General features: G+C 62.6%; 24 protein-coding genes. 11 read left to right on the top strand and 13 right to left on the bottom strand.

All coding sequences use genetic code 11. The features are described from left to right. Positions 1-3 precede the first annotated feature (3 nt). A complete protein-coding gene (locus G4D79_RS09720) occupies positions 4-555 on the bottom strand; it encodes a ribonuclease H (protein ID WP_099698979.1) in 552 nt (183 codons plus the stop codon). Positions 556-600: 45 nt separating this feature from the next. Between G4D79_RS09720 and G4D79_RS09715 the strand changes: the two genes are divergently transcribed. The 3 genes from G4D79_RS09715 (at position 601) to G4D79_RS09705 (ending at position 2831) form a co-directional block, all read left to right on the top strand. Continuing rightward, positions 601-1554 (top strand): DNA-3-methyladenine glycosylase, encoded by a 954-nt coding sequence (locus G4D79_RS09715; protein WP_099698980.1) that lies wholly within the window; start codon positions 601-603, stop codon positions 1552-1554. 17 nt (positions 1555-1571) lie between these two features. Beyond that, positions 1572-2222, top strand: a complete 651-nt coding sequence (locus G4D79_RS09710) for a pyridoxamine 5'-phosphate oxidase family protein (protein WP_003940212.1) — start codon at positions 1572-1574, stop codon at positions 2220-2222. A 111-nt stretch (positions 2223-2333) separates the two neighbouring features. After that, positions 2334-2831: a hypothetical protein gene (locus tag G4D79_RS09705; protein WP_003940625.1), complete on the top strand. Its 498-nt coding sequence runs from the start codon at positions 2334-2336 to the stop codon at positions 2829-2831. Between the two features lie 7 nt (positions 2832-2838). Here the strand turns inward: G4D79_RS09705 and G4D79_RS09700 are convergent, their stop codons facing one another. The 5 genes from G4D79_RS09700 to G4D79_RS09680 form a co-directional block, all read right to left on the bottom strand. Continuing rightward, positions 2839-3228, bottom strand: a complete 390-nt coding sequence (locus G4D79_RS09700; protein WP_003940184.1) for a metalloregulator ArsR/SmtB family transcription factor — start codon at positions 3226-3228, stop codon at positions 2839-2841. 60 nt (positions 3229-3288) lie between these two features. Next, the gene (locus G4D79_RS09695; RefSeq protein WP_099698090.1) at positions 3289-4485 is read right to left on the bottom strand and encodes an acetyl-CoA C-acetyltransferase; all 1197 of its coding nucleotides are present in this window, start codon (positions 4483-4485) and stop codon (positions 3289-3291) included. A 40-nt stretch (positions 4486-4525) separates the two neighbouring features. Continuing rightward, on the bottom strand, positions 4526-4978 hold the full coding sequence (locus G4D79_RS09690; protein WP_003940415.1) for a MaoC family dehydratase: 453 nt from the start codon (positions 4976-4978) through the stop codon (positions 4526-4528). A gap of 67 nt (positions 4979-5045) precedes the next feature. Further along, on the bottom strand, positions 5046-5792 hold the full coding sequence (locus G4D79_RS09685; RefSeq protein WP_099698091.1) for a GntR family transcriptional regulator: 747 nt from the start codon (positions 5790-5792) through the stop codon (positions 5046-5048). Positions 5793-5823: 31 nt separating this feature from the next. After that, the gene (locus tag G4D79_RS09680; RefSeq protein WP_003940468.1) at positions 5824-6975 is read right to left on the bottom strand and encodes an acyl-CoA dehydrogenase family protein; all 1152 of its coding nucleotides are present in this window, start codon (positions 6973-6975) and stop codon (positions 5824-5826) included. Positions 6976-7175: 200 nt separating this feature from the next. Between G4D79_RS09680 and G4D79_RS09675 the strand changes: the two genes are divergently transcribed. Genes G4D79_RS09675 through G4D79_RS09665 form a run of 3 tightly spaced genes read left to right on the top strand, consistent with a single transcriptional unit; the run spans position 7176 to position 10298 of the window. After that, positions 7176-8051 carry a CoA ester lyase gene (locus G4D79_RS09675; protein ID WP_099698092.1) on the top strand — a complete coding sequence of 292 codons (876 nt, stop codon included), beginning with the start codon at positions 7176-7178 and terminating at the stop codon, positions 8049-8051. Then, entirely contained in the window at positions 8048-9046 is a 999-nt protein-coding gene (locus tag G4D79_RS09670; RefSeq protein WP_030537188.1) for a MaoC family dehydratase, read from the top strand. Before G4D79_RS09675 ends, G4D79_RS09670 begins: the two co-directional genes overlap by 4 nt. A gap of 31 nt (positions 9047-9077) precedes the next feature. After that, a complete protein-coding gene (locus G4D79_RS09665; protein ID WP_099698093.1) occupies positions 9078-10298 on the top strand; it encodes a CoA transferase in 1221 nt (406 codons plus the stop codon). A 66-nt stretch (positions 10299-10364) separates the two neighbouring features. On the opposite strand, the gene G4D79_RS09660 is transcribed toward G4D79_RS09665, so the two are convergent. Continuing rightward, a complete protein-coding gene (locus G4D79_RS09660; protein WP_099698094.1) occupies positions 10365-11522 on the bottom strand; it encodes an acyl-CoA dehydrogenase family protein in 1158 nt (385 codons plus the stop codon). 195 nt (positions 11523-11717) lie between these two features. Here G4D79_RS09660 and G4D79_RS09655 point away from each other — a divergent pair, with 195 nt between their 5' ends. The 5 genes from G4D79_RS09655 to G4D79_RS09635 all read left to right on the top strand — a co-directional run bounded on the left by G4D79_RS09655 (position 11718) and on the right by G4D79_RS09635 (position 17915). Beyond that, complete coding sequence (locus G4D79_RS09655) at positions 11718-13181, top strand: MFS transporter (protein ID WP_174519483.1); 1464 nt, start codon at positions 11718-11720, stop codon at positions 13179-13181. A gap of 134 nt (positions 13182-13315) precedes the next feature. Further along, entirely contained in the window at positions 13316-14446 is a 1131-nt protein-coding gene (locus G4D79_RS09650; RefSeq protein ID WP_003939840.1) for a thiolase family protein, read from the top strand. A gap of 54 nt (positions 14447-14500) precedes the next feature. Then, the gene (locus G4D79_RS09645) at positions 14501-15265 is read left to right on the top strand and encodes an SDR family NAD(P)-dependent oxidoreductase (protein ID WP_007729494.1); all 765 of its coding nucleotides are present in this window, start codon (positions 14501-14503) and stop codon (positions 15263-15265) included. 41 nt (positions 15266-15306) lie between these two features. Beyond that, on the top strand, positions 15307-16956 hold the full coding sequence (locus G4D79_RS09640) for a class I adenylate-forming enzyme family protein (RefSeq protein ID WP_180279623.1): 1650 nt from the start codon (positions 15307-15309) through the stop codon (positions 16954-16956). Between the two features lie 53 nt (positions 16957-17009). Further along, positions 17010-17915: a nitronate monooxygenase family protein gene (locus G4D79_RS09635; protein ID WP_250887741.1), complete on the top strand. Its 906-nt coding sequence runs from the start codon at positions 17010-17012 to the stop codon at positions 17913-17915. Here the strand turns inward: G4D79_RS09635 and G4D79_RS09630 are convergent. Genes G4D79_RS09630 through G4D79_RS09605 form a run of 6 tightly spaced genes read right to left on the bottom strand, consistent with a single transcriptional unit; the run spans position 17912 to position 23955 of the window. Next, positions 17912-18808, bottom strand: coding sequence for a LysR family transcriptional regulator (locus G4D79_RS09630; protein ID WP_003939949.1), 897 nt, complete (start codon positions 18806-18808; stop codon positions 17912-17914). The two genes, G4D79_RS09635 and G4D79_RS09630, sit on opposite strands and share 4 nt — an antisense overlap. Before the next feature lie 3 nt (positions 18809-18811). Next, the gene (locus tag G4D79_RS09625) at positions 18812-19714 is read right to left on the bottom strand and encodes a LysR family transcriptional regulator (RefSeq protein WP_007729501.1); all 903 of its coding nucleotides are present in this window, start codon (positions 19712-19714) and stop codon (positions 18812-18814) included. Between the two features lie 30 nt (positions 19715-19744). Next, positions 19745-20557 (bottom strand): enoyl-CoA hydratase/isomerase family protein, encoded by an 813-nt coding sequence (locus G4D79_RS09620; RefSeq protein ID WP_030537193.1) that lies wholly within the window; start codon positions 20555-20557, stop codon positions 19745-19747. Further along, on the bottom strand, positions 20554-21315 hold the full coding sequence (locus tag G4D79_RS09615) for a crotonase/enoyl-CoA hydratase family protein (RefSeq protein ID WP_065351440.1): 762 nt from the start codon (positions 21313-21315) through the stop codon (positions 20554-20556). The genes G4D79_RS09620 and G4D79_RS09615 overlap by 4 nt, the downstream gene beginning before the upstream one ends. 37 nt (positions 21316-21352) lie before the next feature. Further along, the gene (locus G4D79_RS09610) at positions 21353-22399 is read right to left on the bottom strand and encodes an MBL fold metallo-hydrolase (protein ID WP_064114211.1); all 1047 of its coding nucleotides are present in this window, start codon (positions 22397-22399) and stop codon (positions 21353-21355) included. Beyond that, the gene (locus tag G4D79_RS09605; RefSeq protein WP_099698096.1) at positions 22396-23955 is read right to left on the bottom strand and encodes a long-chain-fatty-acid--CoA ligase; all 1560 of its coding nucleotides are present in this window, start codon (positions 23953-23955) and stop codon (positions 22396-22398) included. The genes G4D79_RS09610 and G4D79_RS09605 overlap by 4 nt, the downstream gene beginning before the upstream one ends. Between the last annotated feature and the right edge of the window lie 63 nt (positions 23956-24018).

The raw sequence follows: 24018 nt of genomic DNA, 5'->3' as shown, positions 1-24018 counted from the left end.
CGCTCAGAAAAGTGTGAACAGATCTGCCGGTTCTTCGGCCGTCGTGGACTTCTCCTTGTAGGGGGAGTTCACGGCGGTCGGTTCCTTCTTCACCGGGGCAGCAAGCGGCACCGATGCGATGTCCCCCGAGACGATGGCGCGTGCGGCTTCGCCGGCCAGCTTGTCTGCCATTTCGTTGTAGTGGTTGCCGACGTGCCCGCGCACCCAGCGAAAGCGCACCGGTCCGACACGATCGGTGATGGCTCGATCGATACTCTGCACCAGATCGAGGTTCTTGACCGCCCCGCCGCTCGCGGTCTTCCAGCCCTTGCGCTTCCAACTCGGCAGCCATTCCGACGCGCACTTGATGGCGTACTGCGAGTCGGATTCGATGAGCAGAGGATCAGCACCGGGATGGGCGACGACGGCCTCGAAGAGCGCACGCAACTCGGCAATCTGATTGGTACCGGACGCTTCTCCGCCGGACATGCTCGGACCCTCGTGATTGACCCACGCCCAGCCGATAGCCCCACCGGGGTTTCGCAGACAGGATCCGTCGGTGCTCACGATGATCATGGCTCGGACAATACGTTGCGTCACCGACACACGCCTTAACGGAGGATGGACGGTGGCGATACGCTGACCTCGATGACGCCGCTATCTCCGGTCGACGAAGTCACGGTGACTTCTCAGCGACCACTCGATGCCGCGCTGACGCTCAGCCCGCATCAGCGCGGACCCGGCGACCCCGCACATCGACGGTCAGCCGACGGAGCGATCTGGCGAGTTTCCCGCCAACTTTCGGGTCCTGTGACCTACCGCATCACCCAGTCGGATCGCCATACGGTCCGGGTACAGGCCTGGGGTCCCGGCGCCACGGAATTCCTGACCGGCGCCGAAGCGCTGCTCGGTCTCGACGACGAGGCCGAAGATTTTGCCCCCGAACATCCCAAGCTCGCCGAAGCTCATCGACGCTTCCCTCATCTGCGCATCGGCCGCACCGGCCGCGTCATGGAAGCTCTCGTTCCCGCGATCCTCGAGCAACGAGTCCACGGCATCGACGCATTTGCCGCGTGGCGCCGCCTGCTGACCAAGTTCGGGGAGCGCCCACCCGGCCCCGCGCCCGACGGAATGCGAGTTCCACTCACCGCGGACCAATGGCGTCGAATGCCGTCATGGGAATTCCATCGCGCGAACGTCGATCCAACGAGGTCCAAGACGATCGTTCAGTGCGCTCGCGTCGCCGACCGCCTCGAGCAGGCATCCACGTTCCCCAGAACCGAGGCGACCAAACGGTTGCGAGCGGTACCCGGCGTCGGGATCTGGACTGCCGCCGAAGTGGCTCAGCGTGCATTCGGCGATTCAGATGCACTCTCGGTCGGCGACTACCACCTCGCTGCCGTCGTCGGGTGGTCACTGCTGGGTGAACCGATCGACGACGCCGAGATGGTGCAGTACCTCGCTCCCCTTCAACCGCATCGATACCGCGCCGTGAGGCTCCTGCAGGTCAGCGGGCAAGCCGTCAAACCCAAGTTCGGTCCGCGAACTGCCGTTGCCGACCACCGTTGGCACTGAGCATCAGGAGTTGGAAAATGTCGACCCGATACGCACACATCGCCTTCTCCCCCGCTGCGGTGGAGCGTCAGCGGTCGACCGGAAGTTTCACCGTGTACGGTTCGAAACTCGATCAGCCCGACGAAGGCCCGATGGAATTCGATTTCCGCGCGCAGGGATTCGTGAAATCCGTGGATTCCTTCTTCATGTCCACGGTGACGCCCGACGGTTGGCCGTACGTCCAACATCGCGGCGGCCCGCGCGGATTCCTGCATGTGTTGGGCCCGAATCGAATCGGATTCGCCGATCTCCCCGGCAATCAGCAATTCGTGACGCTCGGCAATCTGGAAGAGAACAATCGCATCTCGCTGTTCGTCATCGATTACCCGACGCGAACGAGATTGAAGATCTACGGGCGTGCGCAGGTGATCGAAGCGGACGAGGACCCTGCACTACTGCAACAGCTCTTGCAAGTCCCCGGCGGCACCATGACGGCAAAAGCCCAGCGTTCCATCGTCATCGACGTCGAAGCGTTCGACTGGAACTGCAGTCGAAACATCACGCCACGCTTCGACAAGGAGCGCATGGACGAATCCCTCGCTCTGGCACGCCAACCCCTGCAAGCCGAGGTAGATCGGCTTACTGCCGAGGTCGAAGAATTGCGTGCGCGGTTGTCGAAAAACGAATGAGACTAGGCGGTTTCAGGGCACTCGGAGTCGGGTAGCCACCAAACACGGCCCGTCGCGCGGAGACGACGGGTCCCGTTGTGCCCGAGGAGGTCCGCACGATCGATCCAGACGGTGGAGTTCTGGTTAACGAACTGCACCGCCACCATTCACGACTGGTTCCACACAGACAGATTGGCCGTCCCCATGAAACTGTCCCGAACTCTCACCATGTCCGTTCTCGTCGTCGCCGCAGTCGGCGCCGGAGCCGGCACCGCGGTCGCAGCGCCCCCGAATGCGGGCTTCGATCCGTCCCAACCCCTACTGACACCGACCGCAGAGTCGAACAGCCAGGCGGCGTTGATGCTCTTCCCCGGTAACGATCCGAAGCAGGCCGCGTTCGACACGATGGCCAACGAGGTCAATATCGGCTGGAACAACGGTGGTCTGCAGTCGACCCTGATCGGAGCCAACCTCGGCGTCGGAATCGGCTGCCTGTCGATCTTCCCGAACTTCATCGCCGGCTGCATCGTCGGTGGAGTCATCGGCACGGTTGCCGGAGTCGGCGCAGGAATCACCAACGGAAACCCGAACGCTGCGCCGGCCGTCGAGAAGTTCTTCGCGACTCCTTGAGTAGCGCTCAGCTGTGCGTGTGCCCGGGGGTGGGTGTCTCGTCGTGAAAATGTGTGGCGCCGATCGAATGCAGCAGCTGGTGAACGGTGTCGTCCGCCAGTTGGTATCGCATCGATCGGCCGTCGCGGGTCGCGCTCACCCACCCCTGGCTACGCAGTAGCCGCAGCGCATGTGAGACGGCTGTGCCGCTCATCCCCAGCGCCACGGACAAATCCGTGACGCAGATACCCGGTGCGTGATGAAGGCAGAGCAACAGACGCAGACGATTGGTGTCGGAGAGAAGCTCGAAGCGACCGGACCAACTGGTGACGTCCAAACCCTCGAGTGCGGCCCTGGCGCGACGAACATCCTCGACGCTCAGCGCGCCACTGGTGTCTGCTGCGCCTGCATTCGTCAACCGACTGCCTCCGTAGAACTTCCGATCCCCCGCCGCAAGTGTACCCAGAAGCGAACCTCGTCAGGCGGACTCCACCACGGCCGCCATACCCTGGCCACCGCCGATACACATGGTCAACAGCGCTTTTCCGCCGCCGCGTCGGCCGAGTTCGTGAAGCGCGGTTGTTGCCATACGCGCACCCGTCGCTCCCACAGGATGCCCGAGCGAGATGCCGGAACCGTTGACGTTCAGGCGATCGAGGTCCTCGAATCCCCATTCCTTCACGACGCCGAGAACCTGGCACGCAAACGCCTCGTTCAGCTCGACCAGATCGAAATCGGCAAAGCCTGCCCCGGTGCGAGCAAACAGTTTCGAGACGGCGGCAACCGGCCCGAGGCCCATCAGCGCCGGTTCACAACCGGCCGCGGCCCAGCTGTCGAGGAACCCGATGGGTTCCAGCCCCAGCTCGTCCAGACGATCCTCGGCGACCACCAACATCGCTGCCGCAGCGTCATTCTGCTGGCTGGCGTTACCGGCGGTCACGACGCCTCCCTCGGTCACCGCACGCAGCCGTGCCAAGGTTTCGAGTGAGGTATCCGGACGGATCCCCTCGTCAGCACGAAACTGTGTGACGTTCCCTTTTCGATCCGTCTGTTCGACGGCGACGATTTCAGCATCGAATCGGCCGGCTTCTCTTGCCAGTGTTGCTTTTCGGTGACTGTCGACGGCGAAGGCGTCCGACTCTTCCCGCGTGATCCCGCAGCGTGTCGCGACGTTCTCGGCCGTTTCGATCATTCCGCTGATCCGACCGAATCGCCACTCGGGTTGCGAGCGCTCGCGGCCACGATCGAGGCGGTCGAACAGTTGCAGCCCACCGGATCTGGTGCCCCACCGCGCTCCGGTGGTGTAGTGCTCGATCCCGCTCATCGATTCGACGCCACCCGCGAGAACCACGTCGGCCGCACCCGTCTGGACCATCATGGCCGCGGAAACGATGGCCTGCAGACCCGTTCCACATCGGCGATCCGTCTGGAAGCCGGCTACCGAAATCGGCAACCCGGCCTCGAGCGCCGCCCACCTTCCGATGCACGGTGCCTCCGAATTGGCATACGACTGCCCCATCGCGACGTCGTCGATGCGGGACGGATCGATTCCGCTACGACGCACGGTCTCCTTGACGACGGTGGCAGCCAGACTTTCCGCAGGCACGTCACGAAGTGCCCCTCCGAAACGGCCCACCGCGGTTCTGACCGGCGCGACCAATGCTGCTCGTTTCACAACTGACCTCGAATCTCGTTCTGGAAGAATGGAAAAGGATTCAGGAGACCAACAGGCGCACGGTATCCGCTACCAGCGCAGGTTTACCCGCTCCTTCGATTTCGATCGTGTACCGCACGACTATCGTCGCGCCCTTCGCGGTGCGCTCGAAGGAAAGAATCTCCGCACCTGCCCGCACCGAAGAACCGACCTTGACCGGTTCGGGGAATCGCACCTTGTTGCTTCCGTAGTTCACGGTCATGGAGATTCCGTCGACACGCATCACCTGAGCGCCGAGCACCGGCAACAACGAAAGAGTCAGATAGCCGTGGGCGATGGTGCCGCCGTACGGACCCTGCGCTGCGCGCTCGGGATCCACGTGAATCCACTGGTGATCCTCGGTGGCGTCGGCGAACTTGTCGATCCGGTCCTGTGTGACCGGGAACCACGCGCTGTAGCCCAAGTGCTCACCGACAGCCGTCTCTACTTCGTCGATTCCGTTGAAAATTCGCATAGTTCTCTCCTGAAAGGTGTTGAACAGCAAAGAAAAGTGAGGCGTTAATGTGCGCCGCGGCGCAGCGTCAATGTGCGCCGCGGCGCAGCGTGACCCGATACGTGTACTGCTCCGGCAAGAAATAGCTCACCGACAACTCGTTGGCAACGCCCTGCGCGTTGGAGTACAAACGGTCCACCCGCAACATGGCGTGGCCGATTTCGCAATCAACGTCCCTGGCAACGTCCGCCGTGGCCGGGGACACCGTGATCGATTGTGCTGCTTCGACAATCGGACTGTCGATCAGCGGTTCCAGCAAGCCGATCACCGTATTGGCGCTCACCGCACCGGCCGCCATGGCGGGCAGGTCGACGATCTGCCGCGCGATCGCCTCCGGCAGATGCGCCGTCGTCTGCACGAACGGAACTCCCTCGTGTATCCGCCGGAAGACCACGGTGTACACGACGTCGGTGTCGAGCCGAAGCCGACTGGCCGCCTCGATGTCCACGCGCCGTTGCAGCGGTGACACAACTTCCATCGTCGTGTCCCGCGAAAGGTTCATGAGATCTTCGATGGATCCGAGATGACGGAGATAGCGGCCGCTGTTCTCGGTCACGAACGTTCCGCGCCCGGGTACTCGGTACACGATGCCCTCGGCAACCAGATCGTGAAAGGCTCGGCGGACCGTCTGCCGACTCACGCCGTGATGCTGCGCCAGTTCGGATTCGGTGGGCAGTTGAATGCCGTCGCGGTAGGTACCGGCAGAGATCTGCTGACGAAGCTCACGAGAGAGGCGTTGGTACGCCGGCTCCGTCTCTCTTTCCTTACCGCTCATAGCGACATGATCCTACTTGCTCACCGGTCCGTCACAGACCGCCGCGGGCAACCAGCTGCGAAACGATCACGTTGCGCTGAATTTCGTTGGTTCCCTCCCCGACGATCATCAGTGGTGCATCACGGAAATACCGCTCGACGTCGTACTCCGTCGAGTAGCCGTAACCGCCGTGGATGCGGACGGCGGACAAAGCGATTTCCATCGCCACCTCGGAGGCGTACAGCTTGGCCATGCCTGCCTCCATGTCGCACCGCTCCCCACTGTCGTACATCTGCGCCGCGTGCCACGTCAGCTGCCGTGCGGCCGTCAGCTTCGTTGCCATGTCGGCAAGGTAATTGCCGATCGACTGGTGCTTCCAGATCGGCTGGCCGAAGCTCTCGCGCTGCTGCGCGTACGCAAGTGAATCTTCGAGTGCGGCCGTGGCGACGCCCAGTGCGCGGCAAGCCACCTGGATACGGCCGGTCTCGAGCCCCTTCATCATCTGCCCGAAGCCCTTTCCGGGAGTACCGCCCAGAATGGCCGACTCGGAGATGCGGTAATTGTCGAAGGACAGTTCACAACTCTCGACGCCCTTGTATCCGAGCTTCGGGAGGTCGCGGGAGACGGTCAGCCCTTCGCCGTGCTCGACGAGAACGATCGAGATGCCCGCATGACGAGGGCTTGCGCTTGGATCGGTCTTGCACAGCAAGGCGATCACGCCGGATCGGCGGGCATTGGTGATCCATGTCTTGGCTCCGTTGACGACCAGATCTGTGCCGTCGCTCTTGGCGTTGGTTGTCATGGCCTGCAGATCGGAACCTCCGCCGGGCTCGGTGAGGGCCATCGTTGCCCGGATCTCGCCGGTTGCCATTCGCGGCAGGTACTTCACCTTCTGCTCTTCGGTACCGAACAGCGAGATGAGTTTCGCGACCACCGTGTGACCGCCCATCGCCCCCGCCAGGGACATCCATCCGCGTGACAGTTCCTGCGTCACCTGCGCATAACAGGGCATGGACACCGGCGATCCGCCGTACTCCTCGGGAATCGCGAGCCCGTAGATCCCGATCTGCTTCATCTGATCGATCCACTTCTCGGGATACTCGTTCGCGTGCTCCACCTCCTGGACCGTGGGCTTGACCTCTCGGTCGACGAACCGGCGCACGGTTTCGATCAGGAATGTCTCTTCGTCGTTGAGCTTGAGCATTAATCCGCCTCGACTTGAAATAAGTTTGTACGGCCATATTTCGATATTGTTCGCGCAATGTCAATACCGCGCCTTGACATCGATACGCAGCAACTGCCAGCATCGAGGCAGTTCGGTGCACATCAACGCCGTTCACGGCAGCTCATCCACTTCACAACTGGCCGTACATTTGATTTCCAGATCGAGGTAATCGACACACTATGGACGAGAACCACCACCGCGCCACCAGACGTCGCGCGTCCCTGGTCGCGCCGGGTTCAGACGAGCGCAAGGCACGCAAAGCACTCTTCTCGAACGCAGACGAGGTGATTCTCGACCTCGAAGATGCCGTCACTTCGGCGAACAAGAACCTGGCGCGAACCCTCGTGAGCACCTTGGTGCACGAGTTCGGTAGGGCGCGCACCATCTCGGTCCGAATCAACGGCCTGACCACACCATGGGCCCGCGACGACCTGATCGCCTGCGGCGCCCTGGGAGAATCGCTGACGAGCGTGATCGTCCCGAAGGTCGAGTCCGCCGACGAACTACTCGAGGCCGAGCACATCCTCTTCACTGCCGGTGGGCACCACACCACCCTGCAAGCCCTGATCGAAACTCCGCTCGGCGTCCAGAATGCCGACTCCATCGCCCGCGCGACCCCTCGTCTCCAAGCCGCGATCATCGGATACGCCGATCTCGGTGCAGCGCTCGGCCGTTCACGCTCGGCACTGCCTGAACACTGGCTTGCCGTCCAGGACAGAATTCTGATCGCCTGCCGCGCAGCCGGCGTCGCAGCCATCGACGGGCCCTTTCTCGGCATCACCGACGACGACGCTTTCCGCCGCGCCGCGCACTGGACCAGCGCTCTCGGGTTCGACGGCAAATGGGTCATCCACCCGGCGCAGATCGACTCGGCCACTACCGCATTCACTCCTTCGGACGACGCCGTCAATGACGCCCGACGGGTACTGACCGCACTCGAAGAAGCCGAAACCCTGGGTTCGGGTGCCGCCCAACTCGACGGCCAGATGCTCGACGAAGCTGTGGCCGTGGCAGCGCGTCGTACGCTTGCCCGAGCCGAAGGAGTCACCGTATGAGCGAGCACTACGTGGGAGGCCCGTACTTCGACGAGCTCACCCATGGTCAGATCTTCGACGAAGCCCCCGCGGTGACGTTGACCAGTGGACTCGCCGCCTCCCATCAGGCGATCCTCGGTGACCGCATGCGCCTGCCTCTCGACGCACACTTGTCGTCGAGCGTCACGGGTTCCGGTGCACCAGTGGCAAATCCAGGACTGGTCACCGACATCGCCATCGGCCAGTCAACCGTGGTCACACACCACGTCAAGGCGAACCTCTTCTACCGTGGACTGCGATTCCACCGTTTCCCGGTACTCGGTGACACCCTGTACACGCGCACCGAGGTTGTCGGTCTACGCGAGAACTCGGCCAAGCCGGGACGCGGCGCCACCGGACTTGCCGCGCTACGGATGACGTCTGCTGATCAGAACGGCAACACGGTCCTCGACTTCTACCGCTGCGCCATGCTCCCCCTGAGCCCCGACCCGATCGAGGCGAGAACTCGCCACGCCGACGACCTCGGGGCGATCGGTCCGTCCGAACCGGCTCCGTACGTATCACCTGACGGTTGGGACCTCGACACGTATCGAGAGCGGGTACCCGGCAGGCACTTCGATTCCGATTTGGTGGGCTCCGTCTTCCACAGCAGCGGCGACGTCGTCTCCAGCGCACCCGAACTTGCCCGGCTGAGCTTGAACATCGCAGCGACGCACCACGACGATCGCGTCGGCGCCCACGGTCGCCTCGTCTACGGCGGCCACACCATCGGGATCGCACTCGCCCAGGCGACTCGCGCTCTGCCCAACGTGGTGACGGTTCTCGGGTGGCACTCGTGCGATCACACCGGACCCGTTCACGAGGGCGATACCCTCACGAGCGAACTGCACGTCGAAAACTCGTCGCCCCTCGAACACGGAACCGCAGTGCAACTGCGTTCGCTCGTGTTCTCCCACAATGCTTCTGCAACACAAACTCCGGTTCTCGACTGGCGTTTCACCGTGTTGATGGCATGAGCACACACTCTTCTATCACGGAGGACCACACATGACTCAGAGCCCAGGCCCGCTGTCCGGGCTTCGCATCGTCGAGGTCTCGAGCTTTGTCGCCGCGCCGCTGTGCGGACTGACGCTCTCCCAACTCGGCGCCGAGGTGATCCGGATCGACCCGATCGGAGGTGCCTCCGATTACAACCGCTGGCCCGTCACAGACAAGGGCGAGAGCATCTACTGGACCGGACTCAACAAAGGCAAACGGTCACTGTCAGTGGACATGCGCGCCGAACGCGGCCAAGAACTGATACGCCAACTGATCACGGCGCCGGGACCTGGCGGCGGAATCCTGGTCACCAACGCCGGCGGCCGTAAGTGGATGAGCCACGACTCCCTGGCCCAGTTGCGTAGCGACGTCATCACCCTCGAGATCCTCGGACGCCGCGACGGCAGCCCCGGAGTCGACTACACGGTCAACGCCGCCTTGGGATTTCCACAGATCACCGGCCCCGCCGACTACGCCGGAGTTGTCAACCACGCACTGCCCGCCTGGGACGTCGCATGCGGGCTCTACGCCGCCCTGTCGATCACTGCCGCAGTGCGCCAACGTGACTCGACCAGACATGGATCTCGGATCACGCTCCCACTCGAAGACGTCGCATTGGCCACCGCGGGAACCCTCGGTTACCTCACCGAAGTACAAGTGAACGGTCGCAGTCGCGAGTCCGGCGGAAACGCCGTCTACGGCACGTACGGAATCGATTTCGTCTCCAGCGACAACGACCGGTTCATGATCGTTGCACTCACTACCCGCCATTTCCGCGACCTTGCGTCGGTCACCGGCACCACGGCGGCTGTCGACGCTGTCGAAGCTGCACTCGGAGCCGACTTCTCCACCGAAGCGGATCGCTACCGTCATCGAGAGGTACTCACTGCTCTGTTCTCACATTGGTTCCGGGAACACAGCGGCGCCGAGATCGCTGCAGCGCTGGACACATCGTCGGTTCTGTTCGAGAGGTACCGCAGTTTCGAGGAAGTGGTGAAATCTGGCGAACTGGAGAACAACCCGATGTTCTCCGCACTCGATCAACCTCGAATCGGAAGCTACCTGGCTGCCGCCAATCCTGCCTCGTTCGACGGCGCACACCTGGGTACCGGACCCGCCTCCGAGGTCGGCGGCGATTCGATCGCGGTGCTCGCCGACATCCTCGGAACCAACGCCGATCACGCCTCGACGCTGATCGCGGACGGCGTCGTCGGGGTTCCGGCGAACTGACCTACCCGGAAGATGTTTTCGGCCTCGGAACATTTGTTCCGAGGCCGAGAACATGTCGAGAGTGCGTCAGAGACCAAGATCCTTCGCGATGATGGTCTTCATGACTTCACTTGTGCCACCGTAGATTCGTGTGACACGCGTGTCTGCGTAAAGACGCGCGATGGGATACTCGGTGATGTAGCCGTACCCGCCGTGCAATTGGAGGCACTTGTCGATCACTCGACCTGCCGCCTCGGTGCAGAACAGTTTCGCCTTCGCTGCGTCGGGAATCGTCAGAGTGCCGCGGTCATGACATTCGAGTGCGTTGTCGGACACCAGCTGGATGGCATCAACCTCGGTAGCGCATTCGGCCAGAACGAATTTGGTGTTCTGGAAGGCCGCGACCGGCTTGCCGAACACCTTGCGGTCCTTGACGTAGTCGATGGCAAAGCGAAGCGCTGCACTGGCAGTGGCGGCCGCTCCGAACGCGATGGTCAACCGCTCCTGAGCCAGGTTGTGGGTCAGATAGCTGAAGCCGTCGCCCTCTTCTCCGAGTCGGTCCTCGACGGGCACCTTGACGTCGACAAACGAAAGCTCCGCAGTGTCGGAGGTCTTGAGCCCGATCTTGTTGATCTTGCGCCCCACCGAGTATCCGGGCGACGACGTATCGATCACCAGAATCGACAACCCCGTGCGCCGGTTCTCCGCTGTGCTGGGCGCGGTACGGCACACCACCAGGACGCGGTCGGCAAGTACTCCACCGGTGATGAACGTCTTGGAACCATTGACCACGTAGTGCGTACCGTCCACCGACAGCTTGGCCGTGGTCGCGATGTTCGCCAGATCCGATCCTGTTCCCGGTTCGGTCATCGCAATCGCGAACATCAGATCTCCGGAAGCGAAGCCCGGCAACCAGCGGCTCTTCTGTTCTTCGTTCGCGTACTCGAGCAGGTAGGGCAGGATCAGGTTCGTATGCACCGACTGCGAGCCGAATGACGCCCCGGCGGCAGCAACTTCCTCGGCGACGACGACGTTGAACTTGAGCGACTTCTCGCCGCCTCCGCCGTATTCCTCCGGCACCTGAATTCCGAGTACGCCCAGCTCTCCGAGTCGTCGGTAGAAGTCACGGGGCGGGTGACCGTCCTCTTCCCACTTCTCGTGGACCGGGGTTACTTCCTTCGCGATGAAATCGCGAACGGTAGCCCGGAATGCCTCGTGATCCTCGTTGAACACGGTGCGCTGCATGTATGAACTCCAGTCGGTCAAGGGGACAGGGTGATCCTGATCTCACCTTGCCTCAATGTTCCGCATTCGATCCAACACTCATCGGCTATGCGTCCGATAGGGCGTACCAATATGGCCTGACCTGCGATACATAGGCAACCGCTATCGTTCCGATCATCGACGCGACATTGCTCAAAGTGATCCAGAACACGTTGAATGAGTCAGCCGGCAAACACACCACCATCGATCGCTTCGAGGCCGCGCTTCGAGCACGATCGCATCCGCCCACCAGTCTCGAAGGGACGCCACGTGACCCCCATCGCGCCACAGCGTAACGACGTCCAGCCCGAAGCAACAGCAACGCCAGATTCGTCAGCAGTTCCCGTCTTCGGTACCCGCAAGCGTGCGTGGACGATGACCGGGCTCGTCGTTTTCCTCTACATCGTCAACTACGCGGACAAGGCAGTCCTCGGAATCATCGCTCAGCCCCTCGCTCGTGAGCTCGGACTGAAGTCTTCGCAAATCGGCATGGTCGGCTCGCTCTTCTTCCTGATGTTCTGCATCGGTGGATTCCTCGCCGGACCGCTCAACAAGTACCTGACCCTGCGTTGGGCGCTGTTGATCCTGGCCGCAATCTGGTCCGTGGTCATGCTCCCCCTCGTTCTCGGCGCCAGCCTCGCGATGTTGATCGTCTCGCGCATGCTCCTCGGATTTGCCGAAGGCCCCAGTTCGGCGCTGATGCACACCGCGGCGTACTCGTGGCACCCGCCGGCCAAGCGCGGCCTTCCCGGCGCAATGCTCGCCGGATCCGCCTCTGTCGCAAAGATCGCCCTCGCGCCGGTACTGACCTTCATCGCCGTTCATTACGGCTGGCGCGCAGCGGTTCTCTCGCTCTCCGTTCTCGGTCTCGTGTGGATGGGTTGCTGGCTGGCCGGTTGGTCCGAGGGCCCGTACACGAGCAAGGCCGTCAAGGCGACCAAGACTGCAGATACAGAAGCAACCGAGGCAGCCGGGACAGCCACGAAGGCGGTCACCGAGCCCAACGTTCCGTGGCGCAAGATCCTGCTCTCCCGCACCTTCGTCAGCTGCTGCTTCCTCATCGCGACCATCTACGCGCTGACCACCGTCGTTCTCACCTGGTTGCCGTCGTACTTCGAGGTCGGCCTCGGATACAGTGCGATGCAAGCCGGTTCGATGTTCGCGCTGCCCTCGATCGTCGGTCTCGTCCTCATGATCACCTCCGGTTCCGTCACGGACAAGTTGATCGGCCGCGGCTTCACCTCTCGTACGGTTCGCGTCATCGTTCCCTGTGTCGGCGTTCTGATCTGCGGATCGATTCTCCTGTTCCTGCCACAGATCTCCACCCCCATCGTCGCTGTCGCCATGGTCTCGATCGGCTACGGGTTCTCGGCAATCACCTTCCCGCTCATCAACGCTGCGATCTCGGAGCTGTGCCCGCCGCAGCAGACTGCCGGAACGATGGGATTCTTCCTCGCCATCATGTCGATCGGTGGCCTGATTGCTCCTTACGCAACGGGAGTCATCGTGGACAACGCTGCAACCCCGGCCGACGGTTACGCCCAGTCCTTCCAGGCAATCGGCGTCATCGGAGTGATCGCCGCGGTTCTGGTCCTCGTCTTCGCCAATCCCGAGCGCGATCGCAAGCTCATCCGAGGCTGAGTACTCCACGTATAGCCATTCGCTAACAAAGCCATTCACCGAAAGACATTGCCGGGTCGACCCGCTCGTGATCGACTCGAGACACGCCCCGACCGCACAGTCGCAGAACCGGGCACGAACAGCAGGAGAGATACATGCGAGATGCCGTCATCGTCGACGCAGTACGTACACCGATCGGCCGTCGCGGCCGCGCCCTCTCGGAGATCCATCCGGCCGAGTTGTCCGCCCATGTACTGCGTGCGCTCGCTGAACGGACCGGACTCGACGCGGCGACGGTCGACGACGTGATCTGGGGTTGCGTCAGTCAGGTCGGCGAGCAGGCCGGAAGCATCGCCCGCACAGCAGCACTCGCTGCCGGCTGGCCCGACAGCGTTCCCGGCGTCACACTGACCCGGGCCTGCGGATCGAGCCAGCAGGCAGTTTCCTTTGCTGCGGCCACCGTCATCTCCGGTCAGAACGACGTGGTCGTAGCCGGAGGCGTCGAATCGATGTCACGAGTACCGATGGGTACCGCCAGCAAGAACGGTGAGCATTTTCCGGCTTCGGTACTCGAACGCTACGGGGTGGACGGTTTCAGCCAGGGGACCGGCGCCGAGATGATGGCCCGCAAATGGGCACTCACACGAACAGCTCTGGACGAATACTCCCTCCGCTCACACGAACTCGCGGCCCGTGCCACCGATGAAGGGGCATTCACCGGGCAGATCACTCCGATCGCGGGCTTGTCCCAGGACGAAGGCATTCGGCGAGGCGGAAGTGTGGAGTCGCTCGCGAAGTTGCCCCCGGCCTTCGACGCCGACGGTGCCATCCACGCCGGCAACTCTTCTCAGATCTCCGACGGGGCGGGCGCCACACTCGTCACGACCAGCGAGTACGCCCGGGCACGCGGGTGGAAGCCGCTCGTTCGTATTCACACCGCAGTGGTCGCAGCCGACGACCCGGTCATCATGCTCACCGGTCCGATTGCCGCCACCGCAAAGGCATTGGATCGCTCCGGATTGTCCATCGACGACATCGGCGCCTTCGAGATCAACGAGGCATTCGCCCCCGTCCCGCTTGCCTGGCAGGCTGAAACCGGCGCAGCCATCGATCGTGTGAATCCGCTCGGCGGCGCTATCGCGGTCGGCCACCCACTCGGCGGATCAGGTGCGATCTTGATGACTCGCCTGGCACATCACATGCGCGACAACGGAATTCGCTACGGTCTCCAGTCGATGTGCGAGGCCGGCGGCATGGCCAATGCGACCATTCTCGAATTGATCTGACCCGACAACGCTTTCGGGCCGACACGTCATCCAGCAGGAAAGAAGAATTGATCCATGAAACTCGAGGGACTTTCCACCGCGATCACCGGCGGCGCTTCAGGCCTCGGCCTGGCAACCGCTCGACGGCTGCTCGACGCCGGAGCGCAGGTCACGTTGATCGATCTGCCTTCGTCCGACGGTAAGCAGGTGGCGGCCGATCTCGGTGCTGCCGCACAATTCGCCCCGGCCGACGTCACCGACAGCGAACAATTCGCCGAAGCACTCGACGCGGCGCACGAGCGCGGCGGCCTCCGCGGCGTCGTCCACTGCGCGGGTGCCGGGCGTCGTATGCGCATTCTCGACAAGGACGGAAAAGCCGGATCGGTCGAAGATTTCGAGTTCGTCGTCAAGCTGAATCTTGTCGGTTCGTTCAACGCACTCCGTCTCGGCGCCGAGCGGATGGCGGAACTCGACGCCGTGGACGGTGAGCGAGGTGCCATCATCATGACGGCGTCGGTCGCCGCATTCGAAGGTCAGATCGGTCAGATCAACTACACAGCGTCCAAAGCCGGCATCGTCGGTATGACGGTCACCGCTGCCCGCGATCTCGCCAGCCGCGGAATTCGCGTCAACACCATTGCTCCCGGCATCATGGACACTCCCCTCCTGGCGCGCCTACGCGAAGACGTGCGCACGGCCCTCGAAGCCTCTGTTCCCAATCCCTCACGACTTGGTCGTCCGGACGAGTTCGGCCAGCTCGCCGTCTCGATGCTCGAGAACGGCTACCTCAACGGCGAGACCATCCGACTCGACGGCGCTATCCGAATGGCTCCCCGGTGACGGGCACCAGCGTGATCGCCAATCCACAACTGCGGCACAACATGCACTACCCGGATACCACCATGGCGTACTGGGCGCCCAGCATGGCGGCGCTCTACGGTGACCGCCTCGCCGTCGTGGACGGCGAGCGTACGTGCACCTTCCGCGAACTCGGCCAGCGCAGTGCGCAATTCGCCGGCGCACTGCGGCAAGCCGGGGTGGGCGTCGGCGACGTGGTGTTGATGCACCTCGGGAACTGCGTCGAGTTCCTCCAGGCTTACTACGGATGCCTACAGGCCGGGGCGACAGTCACATTGGTCAACCCACTGCAGCCAGAGCTCGGCCTGCGCAAACAGATCGAAGAGACGTCCGCCGTTGCTGCAGTGACTCAGAGTTCGCAGCTGCACGTACTGCTTGCGGCCGCTTCAGGAACCTCCGTGCGTACGATCGTGATGGTCACCGAGGGCGCGCTCGACACACCGGAGTCGGTCGTCGCATTCGACTCCTTCATCGCCGATCTACCCACCGAATTCACCCCTGCCTCGGTTCGTAGCGACGACATCGCACACATCGCGTTCACCGGCGGAACCACCGGAGTCTCCAAAGGTGTTCGTGTTCTTCACCGCAACGTCGTCGGCAACATCACGCAGATGTGTGGGTGGAGAACCGGTCACGAGTTGGAAGCAGGTCCTGACGGTCTCGTCACGCCTCGACGCATCGACGGCCTCGACGTGCTCGGTCCGACGCCCGGGACCGGGGCGACCATCGTGGTCTCCCCTCTCTTCCACGCACATTCGTTGCTCAACACGTCGTTCCTGTTGATTTCCGGTCTCACCCAGGTATTTGCCGGTCGGTTCGAACCCGGCCGGATGCTCGAGCTGATCGAAAAGCACGAGGCCACCTATCTCACCGGGTCTCCCGCCATGTGGCACGCACTGTCGGTTCATCCCGACGCCACGGTGCGCAACACCGACAGCGTGTGCGTCGTGTCTTCGGGTGCCGCCCCGATCGACAGTGTCACGCTCGCCGCACTCCGCCGGGCATTTCCCAAAGCGCTCGTCGTCGAAGGCTACGGGCTGACCGAGGCCACCTGTGTGGTCACGGCCGCACCGCTGATCAACGGCTCGGAATATCGGCAGAGCAGCGTCGGCCTCCCGATCTTCGACACCGAAATCCAGATTCGCGATCAGCTCGACCGGAAGACCGTTCTGGGCGAGAACGAACGCGGCGAACTGTGGGTGCGTGGGCCTCAGGTCACCGACGGCTATCTCGGACACCCGGAAACCACCGCAGAACAGTTCGTCGACGGCTGGTTGGACACGGGAGACATCGCGTACCTGGACTCGGACGGATACCTCTTCATCTGTGACCGGGCCAAGGACATGCTCATCTACAAGGGGTACAACGTCTATCCGCGGGAACTCGAAGAGATTCTGGTTTCGCACCCGGCGATCTCGACTGCTGCGGTTGTCGGCCGCGAAGTGGGGAGCAACGGCCAGGAGCCCGTAGCCTTCGTGGTGATGATTCCGGGCGCCGAGTTCGACGCCGAGCAGATCAAGGCGTTCGTCGCCGAGCAGGTGCTGCCGTACAAGAAGATTCGCGAAGTCGTCGAGGTAGAACTCCTTCCGACATCGGCTGCCGGTAAGGTCCTCAAGACCGACCTCCGCTCGAGACTTCTCGAATCCGTCGATCAGAAAGGCGGTTCCAGGTGACGACCTTCGCAGACCTGACGTCGCAACTGCGTGTCCCGGTTCTCGCTTCACCGATGTTCATCATCTCGACCCCTGACCTCGTCATCGCGCAGTGCACCTCTGGCATCATCGGGTCCTTCCCGGCACTGAATGCTCGTCCGCAGTCGGCACTTCGGGATTGGCTCAAACTGATCACCGTGGCTCGTGAGGACCATGATCGTGAGCACCCGGAGAATCCGTCGGCGCCATTTGCCGTCAACCTCATCGTCCACCGGTCCAACAACCGCCTGGAAGAGGATCTGGCGACCATCGCCGAGTTCGAGGTTCCGATCGTCATCACGTCCCTCGGCGCTCGCACCGACATCAACGACGCAGTCCACGCATACGGCGGAATCGTTCTCCATGACGTCATCGACAATCGCTTTGCACGCAAGGCGATCGAGAAGGGCGCCGACGGACTGATCGCGGTAGCTGCCGGGGCCGGTGGTCATGCCGGTAGGCAGTCGCCGTTTGCCCTGATTCGGGAGATTCGTGAGTGGTTCGCCGGTCCACTGCTGTTGTCAGGTGCCATCGCTCATGGTGATTCGATTCTCGCTGCGCTCGCGGCCGGGGCCGATTTGGCATACGTCGGATCAGCTTTCATCGCAACCGAAGAGGCTAACGCGGATCCTGCGTACAAGGAGATGATCGTGGGTTCAGGGGCCTCCGACATCGTCTATTCCAACCTGTTCACCGGAGTACACGGAAACTACCTGCGGGGCAGCATCGTTGCCGCCGGCTTGGACCCCGACAACCTGGCCGAATCCGATCCATCCGCAATGAGTTTCGCGACCAACGACACCGATACCAAGGCCTGGCGTGACATCTGGGGCGCCGGACAGGGCATCGGAGCGATCGATGCAGTCCTTCCGACGCATGCAGTAGTAGAGCGTCTCGCCGCCGAGTACTCTGCCGCGCGAGAACGTATCTGCCGACTCTAGTGCTGTGACCGGCGTTCGTCGGACAGGTACTCGTGGATCAGGTTCACGAATACCTGTCCCACCGGCGACAACGTCGAGGGGTCGAAGGCGAGACCGTACGCACGCAGAAATCTCGGCTCGCAGGCCCGTTCCACCACCTGACCAGGCATCGATTTCGCCACCGAGCGCTCGACCAACGAACCGCCGAGTCCGGCGATGACCATCGGGAGCCGCGACTCCCGTTGCTCGGTCACCACCGCGAGTTCCGTTCTGGTACCGGCCTTTCGGATCGAGTCTTCGATCGCGTCACCCATCGCTGCCCCGCGAGGAACGAATACCATGGGAATGTCCGGCATTTCCGAAAGGCGTACCGGCCCCTCGGGTAGTTCCGTTCCCGCCGGGTAGACCAGGCGGTATTCCTGCTCCCCCAATTCGACGATTTCGAGCCCTTCGCCCGCCTCGAGCGGCAGATGAGCCACCGCGAATTCGCAGTGGCCGTCCCGGATGAGACTTTCCAGATTGTCCTCACGCTCGAGTTCCGAGAATCTGACTCGTGCTTGCGGATACCGTCGACAGAACTCCGCAATCAGATCGACGATCGTCCCCGAGGTCAGTGCAGGGAAAGCCATGATGTCGAGGCGACCGACGATGGCGCCATCGGATGCCGTCAACTGTTCAGCCGCCGCAGCTACGTCTCGCAAAACCTGTCGACTCGGGCCGACCAGACTGCGACCGGCAGCACTGAGCACCATGCCGCGCCCGATGCGATGGAACAGCCTCACTCCCAGTTCACGTTCGAGCCCGCGCAACGCTTGTGACACGGTCGGCTGAGCAACGCCGAGAGCCGCTGCGGCGCCGTTGATCCCCTTGTTCTCGACCACTGCGAGGAAGTACTCCATCTGCCGGAACTCCACAGTTCACTCCTCTTCCGTGGACGGAACGGCGGAGGTGGCCATTTCCGCAGCCGTCGCGATGAATGCAGCGGCCGCCGGGGATTGCTCGCCCGAGCGATAGACGATACCGACGTCGCGTGTCAGCGGCGGATCGAAGGAGAAGGCGCAGACGTCTGTCATCTGCTGTTGTGCAACCCTTCTCGGCACTACAGTGGCGCCGATTCCGCGGCGAACCAGTTCCCACGTGGTCACAGGGTGGACACAGTCCACGACTACGTTCTCGGCGCCTTCGCTCAGTAGACCCCGGAACTGATTCGATTGATCACCGAGATCGACCACAAGCGGCAAACTGTGCAAGAGCGCTCGCGGAACCGGATCCGCCAACGGCGTTGCAAGTCGGCCGGACAACGACGCATGGGTGGCGAGCACCAACTCCTGAGTGGCAATCGGAGCCGTGACCAAACCTTCGTACCCGATACTCAGATCGGTGACGCCGACCTCGGCCGACCCTCGCCGCAACGCATTGTCGACCCCGGCCGGGCCGTACGTGTCGAGAACACGCACGACGATCTTCGGGAAGTTGGCCCGGAATCGCCGGACCAACTCGACCATCGGATCGATCGAGAACGCCGAGTACGAGACGACGTCGACACGACCGAACTCGAGTTCGCGAACGGCGGTCACTTTCGCCTTCGCGCGCTCGACGTCGGCAAGGATTCTCCTGGCCGCGAGATCGAACGTGCGGCCCGCGTCGGTAAGAACCAACCGCCTGCCCGTCCGGTCGAACAGCGTGGCGCCGAGTCGACGCTCGAGCGTACGAATTGCCTGTGACAGCGAGGGCTGCGAAATGTAGAGAGCCTGAGCGGCCTTCGTTATCCCACCGTGGTCGACAACAGCGACGAAGTAGGTGACGAAGTGCAGATCCACTCATCCATCATACGACCAGCGATCCGTCGCTCACTCCACCCGAGTTGCCCCTGGTACGGCCCACTCTCCGGTGAAGATCGGCTCCCGCTTTTCCACGAAGGCACGAACCGCGTCGGTGGCATCCGTCGCAAAATTGACCGCTTGCGCCCTCGCCTCGTTGTCCAAGGCCTCCCGCAACGAGAGGGAGGTGTGACGTTCGAGCATGGCGGCAGACTGACTCAGTGCGGCCGGCGGGCCGGCGGCGAGCCGCTGCGCCAGTGTTGACGTGTGTTCGTCCAGCTCGGCCGGTTCGACCAGATAAGTCACCAACCCGAGCTCGTAGGCTTCCTGTGCGTCGATCGTCTCGGCAAGCATCACCAGTCGCTTGGCTTGTTGGAGGCCGACCAGTCTCGGCAGGATCCACGAACCACCGAAGTCGACAGACAACCCCCGTTTGGCAAAGATCTGGCTGAACTTCGCACCCTTGGCCGCCACGACGAAGTCGCAGAGCAACGCCATGTTCCATCCGGCTCCGACGGCAAACCCGTCGACCTTCGCCACCAGAGGTTTGGGAAACTCACTCAGTGCGATTGCCGTTGCGTTGATGACACGCATGCGATCGAGCGGGTGCGACGAGCCACGCTTGTCCAGATCGGAGCCCGCGCAGAAGGTCCCATCCGCGCCGGTCAGGATCACCGAGCGAATCTGCGCGTCCTCTTGAAGTTCGAGGACTGCTTCACGTAGAGCGATCCAGGCGTCGAGATCGAGAGCGTTGCGGCGGTGCGGCCGACAGAGAACAATCGTCGCGACAGCACCGTCTCGTTCGATGCTTACGGCCGCACGCTCGATCGTCTCGGCACTCATGAACCACTCCACACGGGAGAGCGCTTCTCGGCAAATGCCGTGGCGCCCTCCTTGGCATCACGAGAGGTGAAGACCGGATCGATGAATTCGCGTTGCGCGACAAAGGCATCCGGATCGGTGTACTTGGCGGACATTGCCAGTACCTGCTTGGTCGCGCGAACAGCCAGTGGACCGTTAGCCGCTACTCGGGCCGCAAGCTCGCGTGCGACGGTCAGCGCGTGTCCCGGTTCGGCGAGCCGATTGACCAAGCCGTGATGATGCGCCACGGTGGCACTGAGTGGATCCCCCGTGATCGCGATTTCCATGGCCAACTGATACGGAAGAATTTTCGGCAGACGTAGGAGTCCGCCGGCGGCCGCGGCAAGTCCCCGCTTCACTTCGGGCAGGCCGAATTTCGCGTCCGTGGACGCCACGATCAAGTCGGCCGCCAAGGCCAGTTCGCAACCGCCGGCGAGTGCCCAACCTTCGACGGCTGCGATCAGCGGCTTCGACGGCGGTGCCTCGGTCAGACCGGCAAAACCACGACCCGGTAGCGATGGCCGCTCTCCGCGCGCAAATCCCTTCAGATCCATACCGGCGCAGAAGGTTCCACCAGATCCGGTCAGAATGCCGATGGTGAGATCGGCCCGTTCCTCGAACTCGTCGATGGCCGCAGCCAAGGCTTCGGCAAGTTCGAGATTGACCGCGTTCTTGGCCTCGGGACGATTGAGGGTGATGACGGCAACGCCGTCGGCGAAGTCGGTGAGCACGACGCTCATGTTCGGTTCCTACTTCCGTGATGAGATTCTTGAAAGGTCACTGCGCGCGAATGCTCCAGCGCACGGGTGTGCCGCCGGACGGTGTCACGATCTCCCGCTTGGCCAAAACAACAAGATGAGCATGGGTTTCGCGGACTGCCAAGCGAAGTAGTCGCGGCGACATCTGTTCGAACGGGCGAGACCAGGAGATCGTGCGTGAGAGTTCCCAGGCCGTGGATTCAGGCTCATCCTGCACCGCAGCCACGATCTCCGCCAATCGCTCCTCGTGGTGCCCCATCAATTGACGTGCACGATCGGCGATCCCACGGAATCGATATTCATGTGCCGGAAGCACTTCGCACTCGCCCAGTGTTGTCGTCGCCTCGAGCGAGAGAAGATAACGATGAAGTGGGTTCTCGAGTTCACCGGGAATCGTGGAGATGTTCGGGCTGATCCTCGGCAGCATGTGATCGCCGCTGAACAACAAGCCTCTGTCCTCTTCCACGAAACAGAGATGTCCGGGAGTGTGCCCCGGTGTCCATTGGGCGCGGAGATTCCAACCGGGTAGGTCGAGTGAATCCCCTTCTCCCAGAATAATGTCGATGGTTTCGTGCTCGGCGAACCGCACCAGGTCGACCCGAGACGCGTCGAGCACTTCGGCCGGTGCGCCGAGTTCGGACAACTGCAGGTTCCAGCCACTGATGTCGTCGCGGGTCTGTTCGGGCCCGTGGTACCCGAGGAGCGTCGCGTCGGCCACGTGCATCGCAAGCGTTGCGCCGCTGACCTGCCGAAGACGCGGCGCCAGGCCGAAGTGATCGGGATGCAGGTGCGTGATTGCCGCATAGCGCACTTCGGAAACGTGGTATCCGATCGATGCTATGCCGTCGACGAGAGCCTGCCAGGACTGTTCGTGATCCCAACCGACGTCGATGAGGGCAAGTCCGTCGTCGAGCGCGAGTGCGTAGACGAGTACGTAGCGCAAAGGGTTGTCCGGCATGGGAACAGGGATCGACCACAATCCGTCCCGCACCTGTTCGACCGGTGGAAGGACTTTGTTCGCCCATGCCTCACGTTGTGCGACACCGACGTCTTCGGTCACGATCATGATGCTTCTCCGCTCGCGTTCAGCATGGTCCGCAGGCTCGACTTGAGCAGTTTTCCGCTCGCGTTGCGAGGTAGGGAGTCCACGAAATGGATCTGGCGAGGTTTCTTGTACGACGCCAACTTCGCTGTGCTGAAAGCGATCAACTCGTCGACGCTCGGCACGTCGGCACCGTCGACCAGTTTGACCACTGCGGTCACGGATTCACCCCAGCGCTTGTCGGGAACCCCGACCACCGCGACCTCGGCGACCGAGGGGTGCTCGGCCAGAATGGATTCCACCTCGATCGGATAGACGTTCTCTCCGCCGGTGATGATCATGTCCTTGAGTCGATCGGTGACGAACAGATACCCCTCGTCGTCCAGATGGCCGGCGTCCCCCGTTCGGAGGAAACCGTCGTGGGTGAACAATTCGGCGGTCTCACGGTCACGTCGCCAGTATCCGCGAGTGTTGTTTCTACTGCGCGCGACGATCTCACCGGAACTATTGGGCGGCAATTCCTCACCAGTGGTGACGTCTCGAATCGAGATCTCGACGCCGATCATCGGCTTGCCCGCAGAGCGAAGCAACTCCGAACGCGGCCCGCTCACATGATGGTCGTAAGCACGAAGGACGGATACCGAACCCGTCGTCTCGGTCATCCCGTATCGCTGAACGAATTTGCAGTTCAAGACAGTCATCGCGTGGGCGAGGAGCGCCGGAGTGATCGGTGACGCCCCATAGGCGACCACCTCCAGGCTGGTCAGATCGAAACTGTCGAGAGTCGGCAGATCTACCAGCGTCTGAATGACTGCAGGCACCAGAAATGCGTGGGTGACGCGGTGGGTCGCGATGGCATCAGCGACCCGAGCAGGCGCCATGTCTCCGAGCAGCACCAAAGGCACTCCGGCCGACAAGCATGTACTCATCCAGCCGGCACCGGCGATGTGAAAGAGGGGAAGTGCATCGAGTGCGACTGCATTCGAACCGAATTCGTAGACATCGAACCCCTCGGGCTCGTTGTACAGATTCCGGTGCGTGGCCACGACGCCCTTGGGCCGGCCGGTTGTCCCGGACGTGTACAGCTGCAGAACTGCTGCGTCCGGATCGTGCCCGTGTCCGGGGTCGACACCGGTCCCTGATGCCACGAACTCCGCCCAGGTTCGCGAATCCGGCAGGCTCCCTGCAGCTCCCACGGTTATGACCTCGATGTCCGGCAACGCTGCGGACATCGCCGCCGCCCCCGCGGCGAACTCGTCATCGACGATCAAGACGTCGAGTTCCGCGTCCTCGGCGATGTCGACAAGTTCGAGTGGGTTGAGCCGCCAGTTCAACGGTATGAACACAGCGCCTGCCTTCGCACATGCGATGAAGGTTTCCGCACCTTCGAGCCCCATACGCAGTAGCGCACCGACACGAGCACCCGTTGTGGTCACTTCTGCCAGCGCACTCGCCAAGGTGCTGGTCTCGCCATCCAGCTCAGCCCAAGTCAACGTTCGGTCGCCGCACGTGATTGCCGGATCGGACGGCCGTGTCGACGCCGAGTGGCGTATCCGGTTGGGTAGGTGAAGCTCGCTCACATCACGCTCCTGTGTTCCAGGTACTCACCGAGCACGAACCGCGGTCGGTGGTACTGGAACAGT

Source organism: Rhodococcus sp. WY5 (assembly GCF_018588185.1).
In the GTDB taxonomy this organism is placed as follows: Bacteria; Actinomycetota; Actinomycetes; order Mycobacteriales; family Mycobacteriaceae; genus Rhodococcus_F; species Rhodococcus_F qingshengii.
Note: the sequence above shows the minus strand (reverse complement) of the source record. Positions and strands in the feature narration are given on the sequence as shown.